The sequence below is a fragment of the Enterococcus quebecensis genome (genome assembly GCF_001730365.1).
GTDB lineage: Bacteria > Bacillota > Bacilli > Lactobacillales > Enterococcaceae > Enterococcus_L > Enterococcus_L quebecensis.
Genome location: NZ_MIKB01000016.1, coordinates 230,331 through 249,639, shown reverse-complemented (window position 1 = coordinate 249,639; position 19,309 = coordinate 230,331). Strand labels below are relative to the sequence as shown.

General features: G+C 35.2%; 17 protein-coding genes. 7 read left to right on the top strand and 10 right to left on the bottom strand.

Annotated features, from left to right (window positions below):
• Positions 1–13: 13 nt before the first annotated feature.
• Together BCR23_RS12335 and BCR23_RS12330 are read right to left on the bottom strand one after the other, a co-directional pair.
• Positions 14–3,604: a GBS Bsp-like repeat-containing protein gene (locus BCR23_RS12335; RefSeq protein ID WP_069635786.1), complete on the bottom strand. Its 3,591-nt coding sequence runs from the start codon at positions 3,602–3,604 to the stop codon at positions 14–16.
• A gap of 281 nt (positions 3,605–3,885) precedes the next feature.
• Positions 3,886–4,539: a DUF998 domain-containing protein gene (locus BCR23_RS12330; protein WP_069635785.1), complete on the bottom strand. Its 654-nt coding sequence runs from the start codon at positions 4,537–4,539 to the stop codon at positions 3,886–3,888.
• A 224-nt stretch (positions 4,540–4,763) separates the two neighbouring features.
• Between BCR23_RS12330 and BCR23_RS12325 the strand changes: the two genes are divergently transcribed.
• Complete coding sequence (locus BCR23_RS12325) at positions 4,764–5,669, top strand: ROK family protein (RefSeq protein WP_069635784.1); 906 nt, start codon at positions 4,764–4,766, stop codon at positions 5,667–5,669.
• 162 nt (positions 5,670–5,831) lie between these two features.
• On the opposite strand, the gene truA is transcribed toward BCR23_RS12325, so the two are convergent.
• The gene (truA, locus tag BCR23_RS12320) at positions 5,832–6,569 is read right to left on the bottom strand and encodes a tRNA pseudouridine(38-40) synthase TruA (RefSeq protein WP_069635783.1); all 738 of its coding nucleotides are present in this window, start codon (positions 6,567–6,569) and stop codon (positions 5,832–5,834) included.
• Positions 6,570–6,790: 221 nt separating this feature from the next.
• Between truA and BCR23_RS12315 the strand changes: the two genes are divergently transcribed.
• Genes BCR23_RS12315 through BCR23_RS12305 form a run of 3 tightly spaced genes read left to right on the top strand, consistent with a single transcriptional unit; the run spans position 6,791 to position 8,830 of the window.
• Positions 6,791–7,135: an ArsR/SmtB family transcription factor gene (locus BCR23_RS12315; protein ID WP_069635782.1), complete on the top strand. Its 345-nt coding sequence runs from the start codon at positions 6,791–6,793 to the stop codon at positions 7,133–7,135.
• Positions 7,132–8,067, top strand: a complete 936-nt coding sequence (locus tag BCR23_RS12310) for an ABC transporter ATP-binding protein (RefSeq protein WP_069635781.1) — start codon at positions 7,132–7,134, stop codon at positions 8,065–8,067. The genes BCR23_RS12315 and BCR23_RS12310 overlap by 4 nt, the downstream gene beginning before the upstream one ends.
• Positions 8,060–8,830, top strand: a complete 771-nt coding sequence (locus tag BCR23_RS12305) for an ABC transporter permease (RefSeq protein WP_069635780.1) — start codon at positions 8,060–8,062, stop codon at positions 8,828–8,830. The genes BCR23_RS12310 and BCR23_RS12305 overlap by 8 nt, the downstream gene beginning before the upstream one ends.
• Positions 8,831–8,912: 82 nt before the next feature.
• On the opposite strand, the gene BCR23_RS12300 is transcribed toward BCR23_RS12305, so the two are convergent.
• A complete protein-coding gene (locus BCR23_RS12300) occupies positions 8,913–9,422 on the bottom strand; it encodes a DinB family protein (RefSeq protein ID WP_069635779.1) in 510 nt (169 codons plus the stop codon).
• 947 nt (positions 9,423–10,369) lie between these two features.
• Between BCR23_RS12300 and BCR23_RS12295 the strand changes: the two genes are divergently transcribed.
• A complete protein-coding gene (locus tag BCR23_RS12295) occupies positions 10,370–11,194 on the top strand; it encodes a hypothetical protein (protein ID WP_069635778.1) in 825 nt (274 codons plus the stop codon).
• Between the two features lie 812 nt (positions 11,195–12,006).
• The gene (locus tag BCR23_RS12290; protein WP_069635777.1) at positions 12,007–12,831 is read left to right on the top strand and encodes a hypothetical protein; all 825 of its coding nucleotides are present in this window, start codon (positions 12,007–12,009) and stop codon (positions 12,829–12,831) included.
• A 514-nt stretch (positions 12,832–13,345) separates the two neighbouring features.
• On the opposite strand, the gene BCR23_RS12285 is transcribed toward BCR23_RS12290, so the two are convergent.
• The 6 genes from BCR23_RS12285 to rlmH form a co-directional block, all read right to left on the bottom strand.
• Positions 13,346–13,609, bottom strand: coding sequence for a hypothetical protein (locus tag BCR23_RS12285; RefSeq protein WP_069635776.1), 264 nt, complete (start codon positions 13,607–13,609; stop codon positions 13,346–13,348).
• Positions 13,610–13,624: 15 nt separating this feature from the next.
• Positions 13,625–13,936, bottom strand: coding sequence for a hypothetical protein (locus BCR23_RS12280; protein ID WP_069635775.1), 312 nt, complete (start codon positions 13,934–13,936; stop codon positions 13,625–13,627).
• Positions 13,937–13,955: 19 nt separating this feature from the next.
• The gene (locus BCR23_RS12275) at positions 13,956–15,314 is read right to left on the bottom strand and encodes a Tle-like phospholipase domain-containing protein (protein WP_069635774.1); all 1,359 of its coding nucleotides are present in this window, start codon (positions 15,312–15,314) and stop codon (positions 13,956–13,958) included.
• A gap of 1 nt (position 15,315) precedes the next feature.
• Positions 15,316–15,762: a hypothetical protein gene (locus BCR23_RS12270; protein WP_420809729.1), complete on the bottom strand. Its 447-nt coding sequence runs from the start codon at positions 15,760–15,762 to the stop codon at positions 15,316–15,318.
• 508 nt (positions 15,763–16,270) lie between these two features.
• Entirely contained in the window at positions 16,271–16,780 is a 510-nt protein-coding gene (locus tag BCR23_RS12265; protein WP_069635772.1) for a hypothetical protein, read from the bottom strand.
• 289 nt (positions 16,781–17,069) lie between these two features.
• Positions 17,070–17,549 carry a 23S rRNA (pseudouridine(1915)-N(3))-methyltransferase RlmH gene (rlmH, locus tag BCR23_RS12260; protein ID WP_069635847.1) on the bottom strand — a complete coding sequence of 160 codons (480 nt, stop codon included), beginning with the start codon at positions 17,547–17,549 and terminating at the stop codon, positions 17,070–17,072.
• Positions 17,550–17,972: 423 nt separating this feature from the next.
• On the opposite strand from rlmH, the gene BCR23_RS12255 reads away from it, so the two are divergent.
• Positions 17,973–19,292 (top strand): S1C family serine protease, encoded by a 1,320-nt coding sequence (locus tag BCR23_RS12255; protein ID WP_069635771.1) that lies wholly within the window; start codon positions 17,973–17,975, stop codon positions 19,290–19,292.
• Positions 19,293–19,309: the final 17 nt, after the last annotated feature.

Here is a 19,309-nt window from a genome sequence, read left to right as displayed (position 1 = left end):
AGATAACCTCCAATTAATTAATAGTAGCAGAACTTGACATCGTAGACTCCTCTTCAACAGTTGGCGTCAACGGCAGATTACTACTAGATGTATCTGTAACGTCACTTTCAGCAGGAACTATAGCTGTTTTCCCCTCTATCTTTTGTTGCAAGTAATTATAGCTCGTTGCAGCAAAGGAAGCTAATCGGTTATCTATTGTCGTTATATAACTGTGTGTCATATATTCACCGTACCTATTATAGGTTTTTAAATCTACACGTGCTTGGTACGTTGTTTCATTTAACTTCATTGCTAGATGCCAGATTTTATTCCCTGCATTCGCTACTGACCATGTTGGGTACTCCACTTTGGCTATTGAGGCTAGTTCCTCTTCCGTTCCTTCAAATGTTGAAGTTAATAATACGGTATTGCCTTCAATCTGTGCTGTCGTTTTACCTTTTGGCAACGCTGGTTGTGCATACGTATAGCCTGTTGTTGCAAAAGAGGCTATGCGATTATCCGTTGTGGTTAGGTAACTATGGGTCATATATTCACCGTAGCGTTTGTAGGTTTTCAAATCTACTCGCGCTTGGTACGTTGTTTGATTTAGCTTCGTTGCTAGGTGCCAGATTTTATTCCCTGCATTTGCTACTGACCATGTTGGATATTCCACTTTGGCTATCGAGGCTAGTTCCTCTTCTGTTCCTTCTAGGATTGACGTTAGAACTACGGTATTTCCTTCTATTTTCGCTGTTGTTGTACCTTTTGGTAGTGTTGGTTCTTTATACGTGTATCCCGTTGTGGCAAACGAAGCTAAGCGATTATCTATTGTCGTTATATAACTGTGCGTCATATATTCACCGTAACGTTTGTACGTTTTCAAATCTACTCGCGCTTGGTACGTTGTTTGATTTAGTTTCGTTGCTAGGTGCCAGATTTTATTCCCTGCATTTGCTACTGACCATGTTGGGTATTCCACTTTGGCAACAGAAGCTAGTTCTTCTGCTGTTCCTTCTAAGGTCGATGTTAAGACTACTGTATCTCCTTCTATTTTTGCTGTGGTTTTACCTTTTGGCAACGCTGGTTGTTTATATGTGTATCCCGTTGCGGCAAACGAAGCTAAGCGATTATCTGTTGTTGTTAAATAACTATGGGTCATGTAATTGCCATAACGTTTATAGGTTTTCAAATCCACACGTGCTTGGTACGTTGTTTGATTTACTTTTGTTGCTAGATGCCAGTTTTTATTCCCTGCATTTGCTACTGACCATGTTGGATACTCCACTTTGGCAACAGAAGCCAGTTCTTCTTCTGTTCCTACCAGACTTGACGTTAAGACTACTGTACTTCCTTCGACTTTTGCTGTAGTCGTACCTTTTGGTAGTGTGGGTTCTTTATACATATATCCAGTTGTCGCAAACGATGCTAAGCGATTATCCGTTGTTGTTAAATAACTATGGGTCATGTAATTGCCATAACGTTTGTAGGTTTTCAAATCCACACGTGCTTGGTACGTTGTTTGATTTACTTTTGTTGCTAGATGCCAGTTTTTATTCCCTGCATTTTCTACTGACCATGTTGGATACTCCACTTTGGCAACAGAGGCTAAGCTTTCTTCTGACCCCTCAAGAGTTGACGTTAGAACTACTGTACTTCCTTCAACTTTTGCTGTCGTTTTACCTTTGGGTAGTGCTGGTTGCTTATAGGTATAACTCGTTGCTGCAAAGTTCCCTAAGCGATTATCTATCGTCGTGATATAACTGTGTGTCATATATTCACCATAATGTTTGTAGCTTTTTAGATCTACTCGTGCTTGATACGTTGTTTTATTCAATTTCGTTGCTAGGTGCCAGTTTTTATTACCCGTATTTTCTACTGACCATGTTGGATACTCCACTTTGGCAACAGAAGCTAACTCCTCTCCTGTTCCTTCCAAGGTGGACGTTAAGACTACTGTACTTCCTTCAACTTTTGCTGTCGTTTTACCTTTTGGCAACGCTGGTTGCTTATAAGCGTAACTCGTTGCTGCAAAGTTGACTAGACGACTATCAGTTGTCGTTATATAACTATGGGTCATGTAATTACCGTAACGTTTGTACGTTTTCAAGTCTACTCGTGCTTGGTATGTCGTTTGATTTACTTTTGTTGCTAAATGCCAAATTTTATTACTTGCATTTTCTACTGACCATGTTGGATACTCTACTTTGGCAACAGAAGCTAACTCCTCTTTTGTTCCTTCAAACGTTGATGTTAGAACTACTGTACCACCTTCTATTTTCGCTGTGGTTTTACCTTTTGGTACTGTTGGTTCTTTATAATTATAACCATTAGTTGCTTTATTTAATTCTTGCCAGCCATCTGTTTGTACATAGGTATGAACATTTATCGCTCCATAAGGAACATTTTTTAAATCATAAATATACTCATAGGTGTCATCTGACTTTTTAGTAGCTGTGTACCAGACAAGATCCTTTTGTTTTGGATCACGCCAAAGTGGAAAACGGACACGTGAGACACGTGTGGTATCACCAGTTAGTTTAGCTGTGATCACTAATTTATCATTAATAAGATCATACGTGGTATTAGCAGTTGTAACAGCTGGTTTATACTCTAAAGAGCTTGCTGCTTTAAATGCAAATTTCCCATCATTCGTTCGGACATACGTGTGGAAAAGATAATTATCGACTAATTTGTGATTGCTTATTGGGATAGTGGCACGATACGTATTCGCATTGATTTGTACCGCTTGATACCACTTTAAATCTTTTTGCTGATTATTAAGCGCCCAAGTGGGAACCTGCACTTCTATAATACGGCTTGTATCACCTGATACTGTCACATCGACAATAAAATCGCCATTTTCTTGTCTTACACTTGATGTTGCATCAACATTTGCCGGTGTCTTATCTGTAATACGATTGTAGTACATATCCTCCACTAATTCTTGAAAGTTATTAATAGTATATGTCGTGCCAAAAAAACGGCTGGCACGATCTGCCCAATATTGATCTGGATCTACGTGATCTGTTCCTCCAAGATAGCGAGTGACCATTGCATGTGTCCAAATAGCTCCTGTCCCATTTGACTGACCAAGTGTTGGTTTTAATCCGTATTGTTTCAGCATATTGACATTAAACGTAGCTAAATTCATAATTTCTTTAGCAAAATCATCTTTTGAATGCATACGAACTTGTTCAACTTGAATCCCAGTTTTGTTCCCCATCGGTCCTGAACCCCACGATAGATAATTTGTATCCGCAATTTTTATTATATTATTAGCATCAACAAATTCATGAACAAAAGCACTCTCTTGATTTCGTATCATGTAAGAAATTTCGCCTTCGATTGTAGAAGTATTGTTGGCTGTTTCATGATTGATAATTTTGGTAGGCTTCCCGACACCGCCCTCATAAGGATACTTATATTTGATCTGCCCTGTGCGATTTTGCTCCACAGGCGATACCCATTTTTTATTCGTAATTCCTTGTTTAACATAATCATTGACTGCATTAGCTGCTTGGGTTTCTTCTAACCCAAAAGCTAGAGTAACAACCGTCATGCTCAATGCTACCGCAACGAATGCTAGCAGTTTTATGTACTTTCTTGATTCTAAACTTGTTTCCATTATAAAGCTCCTCTATTTCTATGTTTTTTTCGAAGATGTATATAGTAGTTGAACAAATATATTATACCACAAAACATACCCTCAAAAAAAAAGCAAATTTATAGAAAATTGTAATATATAGATTTTTTTAATCTAACTAATTTCGTATCAAATTTGAATCTACAGTCAGTAATGCTTCCTTTTCCCACTAAACATCATAAACAAAAAAATGACTAACCACCAATTATTGATGATTAGTCAGAAAATGTAGAAAAATTACTACTAATTTTATTTCATCTTTACTATTTTAGTCTCATTTTTTTATTCTTAATGTGAACCAATGCAAAGATCGCCATTGGTAAATAATTGAAAATGAAACTAATCCGCTGGAATAATCCAAGTTGGTTCAAAATCGGCAGTTGATTGACGCCAGGAATCCTTGCCAAACCATAGACACTAGCCAATAGTAAGCTAATAATCAATAAGATCAGATAAAGACGACTATACCTATTTTTACTTTCTTTTTTATAAAGTAAAAATAAAAAAAGCGGGAATAGTAAAAAACCAATATACCCCAAACCAGAACCAATATTATGAACCCAAGTAGAAAAATTCCAAGTTGCTTGTTCCGTATTAATACTAAAAAGTCCCGTGAAAATACAATCTCCCACGCCATATAAGCCAATTGCTGAAACTAGTAGAATAGCTAATGTGGAGGAAGTGCGGTAAAACCTTTGATACACCGCTGGTATTGCCAGAACCATGAATAGCCCTGATATCACAGACCAAATCAAAAATGCCTGCCGAACTGGACTACCTACATCACCAAACACACTGATCACCATAGTCATTTGGTTCATTTTTGGGTAAAAGATGCCTAAAATATAAGGCGTCAAAAAATCACTCATTACTCCTAATAATAGAAAATAAAATCCATATTTTTCAAGAAATTTCATACTTATCCTCCCAAGCTAATTTTTTAGCTTTATTCCACTATAATTATACGTAACTGAGGGAGAATTTGATAACTTTAATGATTCGAAAGCTAAAAAAATTTTCTTCCTATAAACAAAAAAATACGCTTGTTAAACTTTGTGATGATGAGGGAGTTGATTTTTTAAAGCGTTTTCTTTAAGATGAACGTATAAGCGATTCTTAATAGAGTTTGGAGGTTTGAAAGATGCATTATTTAAGTATTGATATCGGAGGTACTTACACCAAATTGGGCCTAGTTGATCAAGCAGGTACTTTTATCCAAACTTGGAGACAGCCGACACCAAAGTCCTTAGAGACATTCAAAGAGATGATTGTTTCCGAATTAGAAGGACAAATAGGACAAATTAAAGGCATAGCCATGAGCTGCCCAGGTAGAGTAGATTCAACTAAAGGTTACATCCATACTGGCGGTGCCTTGTTATTTCTATATAATTTCCCTATGAAAGACTGGATTGCCAGCATTACTGATTTGCCATTTGCAGTTATCAACGATGGAAAGGCAGCTGCTCTAGCTGAGTGGTGGATCGGCAATCTAAAAGGAATCGAAAATGGTGCAGCAGTTGTCTTGGGGACTGGGATCGGTGGCGGATTGATTTTAGATAACCATTTACATCAAGGTCCTAACTTTCAAGCTGGTGAATTAAGTTTTCTGATTCGACAATCACCAAATCCTAAACAACCGCAAATTTTTGGTTTTTATGGTTCAGCAGTAAAATTTATGAAAGAAGCGGCCACACTGTTAGCTGCTTCTGAAGATGACCATGAACTTGTTTTTACAGCCATAGTAAACCAATCATCAACGGACTTGACTGCTTTATTTGAAAATTACTGCCGTGACATTGCGATTCTTCTGATTGATATGCAAGTTTTATTGGATCTAGAAAAAATCGTGATTGGTGGTGGAATCAGCGTACAGGATAGCTTAATTGAAACGATCCAAAAGCAATACCTCAACATTCGCCAAGAAGAAATGATGTTAGATCAAACCTTTGCCCCACTTGTTATTGAAGCTTGTGCTTTCCGAAATTCATCAAATCTGTTGGGGGCTTTGTATCATTTACTTGTTGAAATCGATAATAAGATTGTTTAACCAAATATTTATTTTGTTTGATTCAAAACAATTTGCAGCGAAATATCAGAGCAGACGAGAAAACTTCAACGGTTCCCTTCCTGTCATTTTGATCTGACAGGAAGGGAACCGTTGAAGATGATATTGGACGGTTTTGGTTCGTTCTTCTTCTAGTTTTTACTATTAATAATAAACCTCATCAAGAAAGAGACCTTGAGAAGGTACTGTCATCCCAGCATCACTTCTGATTTTATTCTCAAATACCTCATCAATGACACCTAATTCCAACGTTCCAGTTCCAATTTCCAAGAGTGTCCCCATAATGATTCTAACCATCTTATACAGAAATCCATTTCCTACAAACGTGAAGTGAAGCATACTTCCCTCTTGTTGAATAGAAAGTTCATCAATTGTTCGAACCGTTGATTTTTTCGTCTTTTTAAGAGAAGAAAAACCAATAAAATCATGTGATCCTATCAATTTACGGCAAGCCTCATTCATTAAATCGATATCAAGTTCTTGAGAAAATTGAAAACTATAATGACGTTCAAAAGCAGACGGAATCTCATTATTCCAGACATGATAGCTGTATTTTTTCCCAGTTGCATTATACCTAGCGTGAAACCTCTCAGGAACCTCTTCTACTTTTTTTACAACAATATCCCGTGGAAGATAACGATTAAGAAAATCAATCATCTCAGCCAACATCATCTTGCTATCTGTTTTAAAATTAGCAATCTGCCCTCTTGCATGTGTTCCTGCATCTGTCCTACCAGAACCGATGATTTCAATCTTTGTTCCAGTCATCTGTGTCAGGATATTCTCGATTTTCCCTTGGATCGTCTTCTCCGAATTCCCAAGTCTTTGCCATCCAAGATATCTTGTACCATCATACTCAATTGTTAGTTTAATATTTCTCATATTCTTCTCCTCTTACAACACATTTGTTACATCGGTTGCTATTTCAGTTAGACTCACAGACATTATACCTAATTCTTAGATAACTGAATATAGAGAACCTATCCTATAACTACAATTAATATAACTATTGCCATTTATTTCAATGGCAGTTCTATTGACATTACATTCACACTAATCTATATTAAACATAGTTAACCATCTATATACAGGAGGAAATAGATATGGACTATGAAAGAATTTCATTGGTGCTAAAGGCTATGGCTGATCCTAAAAGAATGAAAATAATCGATCTCCTCTCATACAGCAGTATGTGTGCTTGCGATGTATTAGAACATTTTGACTTTACTCAACCAACTCTTTCTCATCATATGAAAGTTCTTGAAAAAGCCGAGATCGTTTCCGTCAGTAAACAAAGACAATGGCATTACTACACATTAAGAGAAGAGTTTGTAAGAGACTTTATGGACTCCATGACACAATTATTGTCTGATAGTGATGAAGATGGTCTTTGCCAACAGAATGATAAACTAAGAAATCATACCAATAAGGAGATATTTACTAAATGACTTATGCACTTGAAATAACAGACTTAAAAAAAGTATATGCATCAGGCGTTGAAGCGCTCAAAGGGATCAATTTGGTTGTAGAAGAAGGTGACTTCTATGCTCTTTTAGGTCCAAATGGTGCTGGAAAATCAACAACCATCGGTATTATCACATCTCTTGTCAACAAAACTTCAGGAAAAGTGAAGATTTTTGGCTACGACATCGACAACGATTTAGTCCTTGCTAAACAACAAATTGGTTTAGTTCCGCAAGAATTTAACTTTAATCCGTTTGAAACAGTAGAACAAATCGTTGTCAATCAAGCTGGGTATTACGGTGTTCCACGAAAAGAAGCACTAAAACGCAGCGAAAAATACCTAAAACAATCGAATTTATGGGAAAAACGCAATGTCAGAGCACGGATGCTTTCTGGCGGGATGAAACGTAGATTAATGATTGCTAGAGCTTTGATGCACGAACCAAAATTACTTATCTTAGATGAGCCTACGGCAGGAGTCGATATTGAACTAAGACGGGAAATGTGGGATTTCCTAAGAGAATTGAATGAGAATGGTACGACGATCATCCTAACAACTCATTATCTTGAAGAAGCAGAAATGCTCTGCCGTAATATCGGTATCATTCAATCTGGTGAGCTAATTGAAAACACTAGCATGAAGTCTCTTCTAGCAAAACTTCAGTTCGAAACATTTATCTTTGATTTAGAGGATTTTGATAATAAGCCGGAAATCACAGGCTATAATAGTAGTTTTGAAGATGAGCGGACCCTTGTTGTAGAAGTTGAACGTAATCAAGGAATCAACGAACTATTTAAACAGCTTACAGACCAGGGAATTAAGGTCCTTTCCTTGCGTAACAAATCGAATCGCTTAGAAGAGCTGTTCCTAAAAATCACAGAAGAAAAACGTCAAGTGGAGGATAAAAATGTTTAAGCTATATTTCACGGCTTTAAGAAGTCTTGCTGTAAAAGAAACCAATCGCTATCTGCGAATATGGGTACAAACCTTAGTACCACCAGTCATTACCACCTCACTATATTTTGTTATTTTCGGAAATCTAATTGGCGGACGGATCGGTCAAATGGAAGGATTCTCCTATATGGAATTTATCGTTCCTGGGTTGATCATGATGTCAGTAATCACAAGTTCTTATGCTAATGTCTCTTCTTCATTTTTCTCTCAGAAGTTTCAGAAAAACATTGAAGAATTGTTAGTTGCACCTGTGCCGACACATATCATTATCTGGGGATTTGTTATTGGCGGACTGGGTAGAAGCGTTCTAGTAGGTACACTTGTAACTATGATATCGCTGTTCTTTGTCCCACTTCATGTTTATTCATGGTCTATTGTCATCATCACACTTCTTATGACAGCCATTTTATTCTCATTAGCAGGGTTGTTAAACGGGATTTTTGCCCAATCATTCGATGATGTGTCCATTGTGCCGACATTTGTTTTACAGCCGTTAACATATCTTGGTGGTGTATTTTACGCAATATCCATGTTACCGCCAATCTGGCAGACTATTTCAAAAGTCAATCCGATTGTTTATATGATTTCAGGATTTAGATATGGTTTTCTTGGAACGATTGATGTCCCTATCATCTTTTCTATGATTATTCTAGTTCTTTTCATTTCTGTACTATATGCTGTTTGTTGGTATTTGATTGATAGAGGACGCGGGTTGAGAAGTTAAACTGAAAAGCTTGTTTTGAGCAACTTATTGCTCAAAACAAGCTTTTTTATGAATCAATACTATCTAATTCTATTGATGAGTACTATTTACCAATGACTAATCTCCTTGTATAAACTGCTTGTCCTGAATGCATTACCGCATCATCAATGGCAGATACAATTCGAGCCTGCCGTGTAACGACTGGTGTCCAATTTGTATCCACCACATCATTAAGTTTTTGTTCATCAAGAGTTGCTAAATAAGTATTCGTAAAATCAACACTAGCTGCTAAATAATCACTTAGTAATTTTTTATCGTCCACCACAACTTTAGCTGCTTGTTCTGGTGTATGATGCCAATCTTCTGTATCATCAGGCAAATCCAGAGCAAACTTTCCACTCCAACCCGATTCCAGCCACAAAGGTTCCGTGTTGTTAAGTTCTGAAATTTGGTAATCAAGTTCTCGTGCAGTATGCCAAATTAGCCACGTAACTGATTTAATCAGCGGTGCTGGCATAGTATTTGCCTCATCTACCTTCATTTGACCAAGAGTCTCTTCTAAACGCTCTTGGGCGCGTTTTAAAGTATCTATGGATAATTGTGTAATTTTCATGATGGACCTCCTTTGGTATTTGAAATGAATCAGCTTAATCTATCTACTACCTACTTTACTACAGTGATTATGTAGCATCAAATTTTCTAAACTTCCTTTTGAGAGTTTTCCTCTATTGTTTATCTGCAGCTTTTCTTTGAATCCTTTTATCTAAATCCCCAAATCTTTGTCAGCTAAGTTTATCCTATCGTTATACTCAATCCAGATTGTTAAATTTACCACTAAGCAATCCAAAAGTTGCCTTCCTTATTTAATCTGTAGAATAAGCGGATTGTTCTTATCAAAATATCAAGCATTTTCAACCGTATGATTTTATTCCCAGCCTTATCAACATTAATAATTAGATTGTCACTATTACCAAAATCATCCTCATTTCAAAAGTAAAAACAAATTTCTATATTTAAAATAACAAAAAACAAAATAATATTTTTTTGGTAAATTTTATCCTAAATCGTGAATAACAGAAAATCAGATGAAAATATATTTTTTTTCACCTGATTTTCTTTTTTCATACACAAACTAACAAACATTATCAATACAATAACGAACTCACGAAAAGTACAGAAATTTCTAAAATAAACGGTTTATAATAATCAGATATATAATTTTTCCCCAAACCATAATTATATTTTTTTATTATCATTATTTTACTTAAAATAACAAAAAAATGATAATACAGTACTGTGATATAGATGCTATAATTCACATGCAACAACAGCTGCTAACAAAGTATCTTATGTTTTAGATAAAATTTTCTTCTAAATACTTTAGCTTTGTTGCCTAGAGTCCAATATTATCTTTAATACAAAATAATCGGACAACATATTTTTGGTAGCTAGATGAATCTCCGCAAATTAATCTTTAAAAAAAACATAGTTCCTTTATATTGTTTTTTCTAATTTATTGACTAGCGGGTTCATATATAAAAAGTAAGGGAGATTTACATTATGAAAACAAAACACATTTTATCAACAGCTGCTGTATTTGCTGGACTGATCTCAGGAGCTGTCTTAACAAATCAAACAGCAAATGCACAATCCACAACTTCAGCAGTTACTCAAACAGCATCTAAGGGCACAGTTGAAATCGACTCTGTATACTACGTACATTACAATGTACTTAGAGCAAAATTGAAAACACCTGTTTCTGCGTCTGACTACTATCTAGCACTTGCAACAGAAGGTATGTATCATAAAGGAACAGAAGTGATAGAAAACGGCAAATACGTTGGATTTGATCTTAAACTGGATGACTTAATCAAAAAATACCCTACTGTTGCAGATAGAGAAAAACTTTTCGATTCTTTATTTATTCGTAGTTTTTCTTTAGATGGTAGCGAACGACCTGTAACAACTAAATTAACAAACCAAGACTTAAAACACGAGTTATTAAATCATCATTTTTTAGGTACCGTTCTTAAAGATGGATATGCAGGAACAGTCTCTAATCTTGTAAAAGGGAGCTCTTTCGATAAATTCTTACTCGAAAAAAAAATCTATGGAGATCACCTTCTAGAGGACGGTAGTATAACTACAAAAACTGGTGGAGTACAATTTGACTTTAAGCAAGAAATGAAGGATGGTTACACGTATACTGTAACGGATGCTTCAGGTAAAGTTGCTGGAAAAGCATGGGCCTTTATGGAGAACTTCTTTGTAAACTCACCAGAAGGAAAAACTTTCTTACCGAAAGAATATACAGTTACTGCAAAATCTGATAAAACTGGTGAAGTTTATACTCTTGCTAAATTCACACCGACTAATATATTCTAAACATCATATAAATGGTATGAAAAAAACAGACGCTAAACGGCGTTTCAACTGCATTAATTTCTAAAAATGGAACATGCTAAGAATTGACGGCTCTAGCAATTTCCTAAATTGAAGCTGAAACAAAATCATTTAGCAATGAGCTGATTTTCAACCCCGTTTAACTGGATTCCACGAGAATGGAAGATGACTCGCAGAGTTATCTTCCATTCTCACTCTTTTTATCATTTGAAAAAAGAGTTATTCATCTCTGTAATTTCTTGAATAAATGTTAGTTCCATATAAACGGCGGGAAATAGCATCATACCAAAGTAAAAACCCCACTCATTTTAAAATAACAAAACAAAACAATTTAAGTATATATAAATCTCACTTTTACGCACTCTTCTTCCTCAAATATGCATCAACAAAGACCTCCGAAAACCAGTAATATTCCCTCAAAAAATCTATTTATAACAACTAACTATATTAATTTAAAATAAATAAAAATTTTTCTACCCTAGTTTTCACGAACTTGATAAAAATAACAAAAAACGGAAATCAAACCATGTGATACAGATGTTATAATTCACATGTAACAAAAGTTGTCAGCAAAGTGAATGATAATTAGGGGCAATGCTTTAAATAGATTTTCCATTTGATACATATTCAAACTTTGATGCCTATAGTCCAAAATCATCTTCGTTAAAAGCCAATCGAATAATATATTTTTGTTAATTAGATGAAACTCCGCAAGTTAATCGTTTGAAAAAATCATTTTTTCTAATTAATAACTCAGCGGATTCATAATATATAGAATAAGGGAGATTTACATTATGAAAACAAAACACATTTTATCAACAGCTGCTGTATTTGTTGGTCTGATTTCAGGAGCTGTATTAACTACTCAAACAGCGAATGCACAAACCTCAACTTCAGCAGTTACTCAAAAGGCTTCTGATAGTCTAGTAGAAATCAGCTCAGTACAATACGTACATTACAATGTGCTCAGAGCAAAATTAAAAACACCTGTTTCTGCAACTAAATACTACCTAGCACTTGGAGCAGAGGACTTGTTCCCTAAGGCGACAGCTGTAGTACAAAACGGCAAATATATTGGATTTGACTTTAAACTTGATGATTTAGTCAAGAAATACCCTACTGTTGCAGATAGAGAACAACTTTTCGATTCCTTATATATTCATCGTTTTACTTTATCTGTCAACGTGCCACCAGTAGCAACTAAGTTTACAAATCAAGACTTAAAAAACGAGTTATTGAATCATCACTTTTTAGGTAATGTTCTTGCAAACGGAAATGTTGGAACAATCTCTAATGTCATCGAAGGAAGTTCTTTCAATAATTTCTTTAACAAAAAAGAAGTTGCTGGAGATCATCTTTTAGAAGACGGTAGCATAACTACGCAAACTAGCGGAATACAATTTGACTTTAAGTCGGAAATGAACAATGGTTATACGTATACCTTGACTGATTCCTCAGGTAAAGTTGCTGGAAAAGTATCACCTTTTATGGAATACCTGTTTGTAAATTCACCAAAAGGGAAGAATTTTTTAGCAAAAGAATATACAGTTACTGCGAAATCTAAAAAAACTGGTGAAGTTTCTATCCTTGCTAAATTTACACCAATTAATATATTCTAAGAATCAAGTAAAGTACGAAAAAAACATTGGTGAAATCACCAATGTTTTTTTCTATCTTCTTGTTGATGAATGATCGTCACGACCTGGTTCTGATCATTTTGATTAAATTCAAAGATTTGTTAGTAGTCTAATTTTTTTCAGCATCACTTCTTTTTTTGTCGACCAAATTCTAGTAATAGAGTTGGATTTCTTTTGGAACTTGTTCGTTCACTCCCTTCGTGATGTAACGATTTTCTTTGTTACCAAACATTTTATTTCCTCCTTAAAACACAAAAATAGACCAACCACCGATTAAGATGATTGATCTTCATGAATATAATATATAGTTATTTTTAATCTAGATACATTCCTTACAACTGATTTACATCGGTTTCCTTAATGACATGAAATTCCGTCCTTCTTTTTTCAGGCGTATTCTCGTACTTTATATCCCAGGAATCAACCACTTTTTGCATTTCTTTTAAAGTTCTCTCTATTTCTTCAAAGTGTTTCTTGGCTTCTTTTTCTGTTTCAATTAAAATTTATCTAGCATTTTTCCTTGTTCATCTAAAACTTGTGTTACTTTCTTTCCAAACTGCCCTTTTACTGTTTCCCCTAGACCGCTTGTTGCAGAAGTAATGGAACTTTTTGCACTTTCTGATTCCGTTTCTCCTGATTTCTTTGTTTTTTTCACAAGACTATCTTTTTTTTGAACAAGTGCCATTGCAGTGGCTTGAGCGCTCATTTTTTGTAAATTCTTTTTATATTCTTTTAACAGTTTTTCGATTGCTTCTAACACGTAATCATACTCCTTTTACGGTTTAGTTTGTTCTTGAAGTTTTTTACGATAGGCTTGTTCTGCTTCGTCTTCTTTTAACGAAAGGGTCCGTTTCTCTCTGTCTAATTCTGAGAAAAAATCTTCTTCAAGACGTGATAGTTCACGCCTTGCCCATTCCATAGGCTCATTTGTTTCACCAAATCGTTGTACTTGCTGTTGCATTTCAGAATAGGTATCATTCGTTGCTTGTTCCGCTTGTCGCCTAATTCTTGTCAATGCGTCAGATTCTTCTTCAAGTTGTCGTCTCGTTTGTTGATAATCCGCTAATGCTTGCTCTTCTTGATCCATACTCGTATCTCTCCCTTTTTTAGGCGAGTTGTTTCGCTAATTCTTGGTCTCGTTGAACTAATTCACCTATTTTTGCAGTAATATCTTTGGTTAGGATACTAAATTTACTACTCATTTGATGTGCTAAACTTAGTTTTTCTTGAAATTCTTGTGAAGGGATCGTCACCATTGTTTGTTCCGTACAACCCATTGCCTGCATAGCATCTAAAACTTCGCCATAAGATAAGTCAGGACAATTACGTTGAATCGTCGAACGTCCTTCTTGCCACATTTCTTCTAATTCCCTAACGGCATCTCTATAGAGCTTTACGACGTTCTCCATTGCCATGTCAAATTTTGAAGATGCAAGCTTTACAATGGTTAGCGCTTGGCTATCGTCTAAATAGATTTGTTCATTTCCAGATAAACCGCCACCACTAGCAGTAAATTTTTTACGTAAGACGTTCAATTTGGTAAAACTATCAATTTGAGTTTGAAGCCACTCATTTTCTTTTTTTAATTGTTGGTACTCTTTTTTACTACCACTTTTATGTACACCATACTGTTCTAATCTGCGCATTTGCATCTTATTTTCAACGATACTTTGCGCTAAAAGGGTTTGTTCAATCGAAATCCCGCCATTCAAATCTGAATAAACCACAATATCGCCGTATTTGTTGATATAGTTCCCTTTTTTATCGACTTTAAACTGATCTAATGAATGACCCGCTGTTCTCCACCATGGATTGTCGATACCCATACTCAAAAAAGGTATTTTTTTCCGACCATCTGTCAACACACCACTCGTCACGGCATCCCTTGTATCGAAAAGGTTCACAATCGTCCCTTTATACTGTTTAATCTGTTCATCCGTTAAACCTGATCCAGCAGCACCATACGTAAAAGCATTGTATCCTAGTAATACCGCAACATAAATGGCTTCTGCACCACCTAATGAATGTCCAGACGTACCAATGGTAAACCCTTCTTGTTTCGGATATTTTCTTTCGATTTCTCTAGCGTATTCTAAAGAGGTATCAAAAGCCCCTTCGGGTGCTTTTGCCCCTAGAAAAATTTCGCCAACGTTTGTTTGCCAATCTCGTTTACTTGATGTCCCAGCATAAACAATTGTGACGTCTTTTTTTACGACCGATTCGGGGTAGCCGTCAATTTCTTTTAATTTTCCATCTTTGTATGACTTATACTCATCTTTGATTTCCGCTACAGCCATGGCTTGCATACTGTTCTTTCGAGGTGTTTGATCTATCTTCAAACTATCTTTATTTGTGTCTATAGTGTCTAAGACAATATAATCTGTATCCTTAATACGTGTATTCTGTTTCACTTTTCCCTGTTCTACTCCATATACTTCTTTTGACAAAACTCTTTTTTGATCCATCTTATTTAATCCCTCCTTCGTAATAAACAATTAAATTTTCTGGTGTACTTAATTTCGTAGTATTTTCTTTTTTTTCAAGATAGAACGGGCCTTCCCCATCATGTTCTCCTACACGATATAACAGTTTATTCGTTTCAGCAGAAATCGTATCTAAAGAGGTTTCTTTTTCGATTTTGTCGTTTATTTTATATTTTATTTCCAAGGTGTTCATTGGACTAATCTCATACCCTGTAAATTCGATTTTTTCTATATCGGAGTATTCTTTAAGTTCATCTGATTTTTTCAGAAATTCTTCAGTGGTTAGCGTTCCTTTCCCTTTGTTGTATTCTGAATTTAACTGTTCATCTTTCCTTTTATCTACAGTATAAAGTCGATAGTTGTTATACAAATAATTGGCTAAATCTGTTTGAATATCATGTAATTCTGCTAAATCTTTTTCCCTTTTCATATACCATGTTCCTCCAATTACTAATAAAATTATTATGCCTATAACTATGCGTTTTTTTTTCATTTTTTTCTCCTTAAAGTAAGAGTAAGATAATCATAACATAGAGATTAGATTCATAAAACCACGTAATAATAACCGTTAACAAGTTGTCGCCTTGTTTGGTGGTACTCTGCTAGTGCCTGGTCTTCATTCCTCATGTTGGGTTCACTCCCTTTGAATTTAAGCGAGTTGTTTCTCTAAGTCTTGGTCTAGTTGGACTAACTCGCCTATTTTGACCATAGTTTCTTTCGATAGCGTGGTGAATTTACTCCCCATCTGATTTCTCTTGGGGTATATTCTGCTTTTAAGGTATCTTTGTTTGTGTTAATGGTCTCCAAAACTAAATATTTATCGTCTACTAGTCAATCACCTGTCTGAACATTATTATGTTTCACTTGATAAGACTCTTTTGATAATTTGTTATAATCGTCTAATTCTTTTTGTGGTGGTTTTCCTATATTAGCCATAATTATTCTACCCCTTTATTGTTGTAGATAATGTTTTCTTCAGCCATTTTTTTGTCAGTGCTTTTTTCTTTTCGTTCTAAAACATACCCATTTCGGTTATTCATAGAATTGAAGCTGTACAACCATTTCCCTGTTTCTGCAGAAATGATACTTAATGATGTATCGTCTGAGTACACATCATTGATTTTAAAATCAACGACTAAATCTTTCATTGGTCCAACAGAAAATTTAGTAAATTCCACTTTTTCTATATCCGAGTAAACTCGAGTCTCTTTCATTTTTTTTAAATATTCTTCTTGGGATAAACTTCCATTCCCTTTGTTATACAACTTCTTTACTTCATCACTTTCAGATGTTTTTCTCGTATATAACCGATAGTTGTTATATAAATAATTAGCTAAATCTGTTTGAATATCATGTAATTCTGCTAAATCTTTTTCTCGTTTCATATACCATGCACCTCCAATGAATAAAATGAGTATACCTAAAGCTATTAGTCTCTTTTTTTCCATTGTTTTCTCCTTAACGTAAGAGTAAGTTGACTATAACACAGTCATTAAAAGAATAAAATCACCCTTCTATTTTTGAAAATTCGTTATTTAATCACCTAGTTACCATAATCTCGATTAACCAAAGTAGCATCACTACGTACTGTAACCTTTCTTAACTTGTACTACTATTCCTATCTGTGTCTTTTGCTTTATTAATCTGTTTGTTTTATCTACAACACACCTATACTTTATCAGAAAAAAATAATAGTAGATGTTTACTTTTAACAATCGAAAAAGACTAAAAATCCCCCTACTTATGATACGGTTCCCCCCGCATAATCCGAAACCCACGATAAATCTGCTCTACCAACACCAACCGCATCAGCTGATGCGGATAAGTCAACTTCCCAAATGACATCTGCTGTTGACTTCTCTTCAATACTTCATCACTTAGCCCCAATGAACCACCAATCACAAAAGCCAACTGACTCTTCCCGTTGATCCCCAATTGTTCAATCTCTTTTGAAAATTCCTCACTACTAAATTGTTTTCCATTAATTGCCAAAACAAAGACATGATCTTGATCTGAAATTTTCGCTAAGATCCGCTCACCTTCTTTTCCTTTAACCTGAATCATCTCTAAATCACTCAAATTTTCAGGAGCTTTCTCATCAGCTACTTCAATAATTTCCACTTTTGCATAACTTTTAAGGCGTTTCATATATTCATTGATTCCTTGAACCAAATATTTCTCTTTCAATTTCCCCACAGTAATGATTTTTATTTTCATCGTTTTCACGTCTCTTCCTATTCTATTCTTCTAGTTGTTAACAATTTTATCATGAATGTTTTGACTCTTCCACATACTTTCCCACAAAGTTATACACATATGCACAGACTTATCCACAGATCTATGCCATAAAATCCTTTATTTTACAGTATTTTGAGATACAAACACATATTCCCGTTTATTTGTCCACATTATCCACATTTTGTGGATAACTTTTTCACAGAGGTTTTCCTCTATTTTCCAAAAGTTTTTCACACTTTATTGTGTATAAGTATTTCGGTCATCTCATTTTTTCATTATTTATATCTGTTTTTCTCCCTAACTTGTTCATAAAAAATTCAAAGCTCTTGGGTAGACTAAAGTTGTCTTGAAAGACTATACTTAATATAATAAATAATGATAATAACTTAGGAGGTTGCTTGTATGCAAAGAAAAGATGTTACACCTGACTCAGATAAAAATACAAATAGTTTGTTCAAAAAATTTGGAATTGGATTGGCTGGAGGATTATTAGGCGGAGCCTTGGCTTTCGGTGGTGCGTATGCTATCATGGGTCAAAATTCCCCTTCATCTAACGCACCAACAACGACAAATTCTGTAAAAAATAACAAAGGTGATACCAAAGTAACGAATGTTAATTTAGATGTAAATAGTAATGTCACTAAGGCTGTAGATAAAGTGAAAGACTCTGTTGTTTCTGTTATCAATTTACAAAGCCCTAGCCAAAATAGTGATGCTAGCGGTTTTGGTGGATTATTCGGCGGAAATAATGGTGACCAAACTGACGGTTCTAAATCTGATGGTAGTGATTTACAACCTGCTAGCGAAGGAAGCGGCGTAATTTATAAGAAAGATGGAAAAACAGCTTATGTTGTAACTAACAATCACGTGGTAGATCAAGCAAAAGGATTAGAAGTTGTTCTACATGATGGTACAAAAGTCAAAGGCGAGTTAGTTGGTACAGATTCTTATACGGATCTCGCTGTAATTAAAATTTCATCTGACAAAGTAGACTCAATTGCTGAATTTGGTAATTCTGACAATCTAAAAATCGGTGAACCAGCTCTAGCTATGGGTTCTCCATTAGGTTCAGCTTATGCCAATTCCGTAACACAAGGGATTATCTCTTCATTAAATAGAAATATCCAAAATGAAAATAACGGCCAAGCAATCAACATCAATGCAATCCAAACAGATGCAGCGATCAATCCAGGGAACTCTGGTGGTCCGTTAGTGAATATTGAAGGTCAAGTTATCGGAATCAATTCTGTTAAAATCGTTCAATCTGAAAGCCAAGTAAGTGTTGAAGGGATGGGCTTTGCAATCCCAAGTAATGACGTTGTGAATATCATCAATCAATTAGAAAAAGAAGGCAAAGTGACTCGCCCAGCGCTTGGAATTTCAATGGAAGAATTAACAAATGTTTCAACTCAACAAAGAAAAGAAATCTTGAACCTTCCTGAGTCAGTTCAAATGGGTGTTCTTGTTCGTAGTGTTCAAACAGCCACTCCAGCTGATAAAGCAGGACTCGAACGATACGATGTTATCACTAAAATCGATGATAAAGAGATCAACTCTGTGACTGACTTACAAAGTACTCTATACAAGAAAAAAGTTGGCGACAAAATGAAGGTTACCTTCTATCGTGATGGAAAAGAAAAAAGCGTAGATGTTGATTTAACAATTGATCAGTCAGCACTTAAACAAAATTCATCTAACTCAAATAATCAACAAAATCCATAACCCAAAACTTCTCTTTC

Bases quoted from the DNA above. Each gene is read 5' to 3' on its own strand.
- BCR23_RS12315 (WP_069635782.1), top strand. From the start codon at position 6,791: ATGGACTATGAAAGAATTTCATTGGTGCTAAAGGCTATGGCTGATCCT.
- BCR23_RS12300 (WP_069635779.1), bottom strand. From the start codon at position 9,422: ATGAAAATTACACAATTATCCATAGATACTTTAAAACGCGCCCAAGAG.
- BCR23_RS12295 (WP_069635778.1), top strand. From the start codon at position 10,370: ATGAAAACAAAACACATTTTATCAACAGCTGCTGTATTTGCTGGACTG.
- BCR23_RS12265 (WP_069635772.1), bottom strand. From the start codon at position 16,780: ATGGAAAAAAAGAGACTAATAGCTTTAGGTATACTCATTTTATTCATT.
- BCR23_RS12335 (WP_069635786.1), bottom strand. From the start codon at position 3,604: ATGGAAACAAGTTTAGAATCAAGAAAGTACATAAAACTGCTAGCATTC.
- rlmH (WP_069635847.1), bottom strand. From the start codon at position 17,549: ATGAAAATAAAAATCATTACTGTGGGGAAATTGAAAGAGAAATATTTG.
- BCR23_RS12325 (WP_069635784.1), top strand. From the start codon at position 4,764: ATGCATTATTTAAGTATTGATATCGGAGGTACTTACACCAAATTGGGC.
- BCR23_RS12280 (WP_069635775.1), bottom strand. From the start codon at position 13,936: ATGGATCAAGAAGAGCAAGCATTAGCGGATTATCAACAAACGAGACGA.
- BCR23_RS12270 (WP_420809729.1), bottom strand. From the start codon at position 15,762: ATGAAAAGGGAAAAAGATTTAGCAGAATTACATGATATTCAAACAGAT.
- BCR23_RS12305 (WP_069635780.1), top strand. From the start codon at position 8,060: ATGTTTAAGCTATATTTCACGGCTTTAAGAAGTCTTGCTGTAAAAGAA.
- BCR23_RS12255 (WP_069635771.1), top strand. From the start codon at position 17,973: ATGCAAAGAAAAGATGTTACACCTGACTCAGATAAAAATACAAATAGT.
- BCR23_RS12310 (WP_069635781.1), top strand. From the start codon at position 7,132: ATGACTTATGCACTTGAAATAACAGACTTAAAAAAAGTATATGCATCA.
- truA (WP_069635783.1), bottom strand. From the start codon at position 6,569: ATGAGAAATATTAAACTAACAATTGAGTATGATGGTACAAGATATCTT.
- BCR23_RS12290 (WP_069635777.1), top strand. From the start codon at position 12,007: ATGAAAACAAAACACATTTTATCAACAGCTGCTGTATTTGTTGGTCTG.
- BCR23_RS12330 (WP_069635785.1), bottom strand. From the start codon at position 4,539: ATGAAATTTCTTGAAAAATATGGATTTTATTTTCTATTATTAGGAGTA.
- BCR23_RS12275 (WP_069635774.1), bottom strand. From the start codon at position 15,314: ATGGATCAAAAAAGAGTTTTGTCAAAAGAAGTATATGGAGTAGAACAG.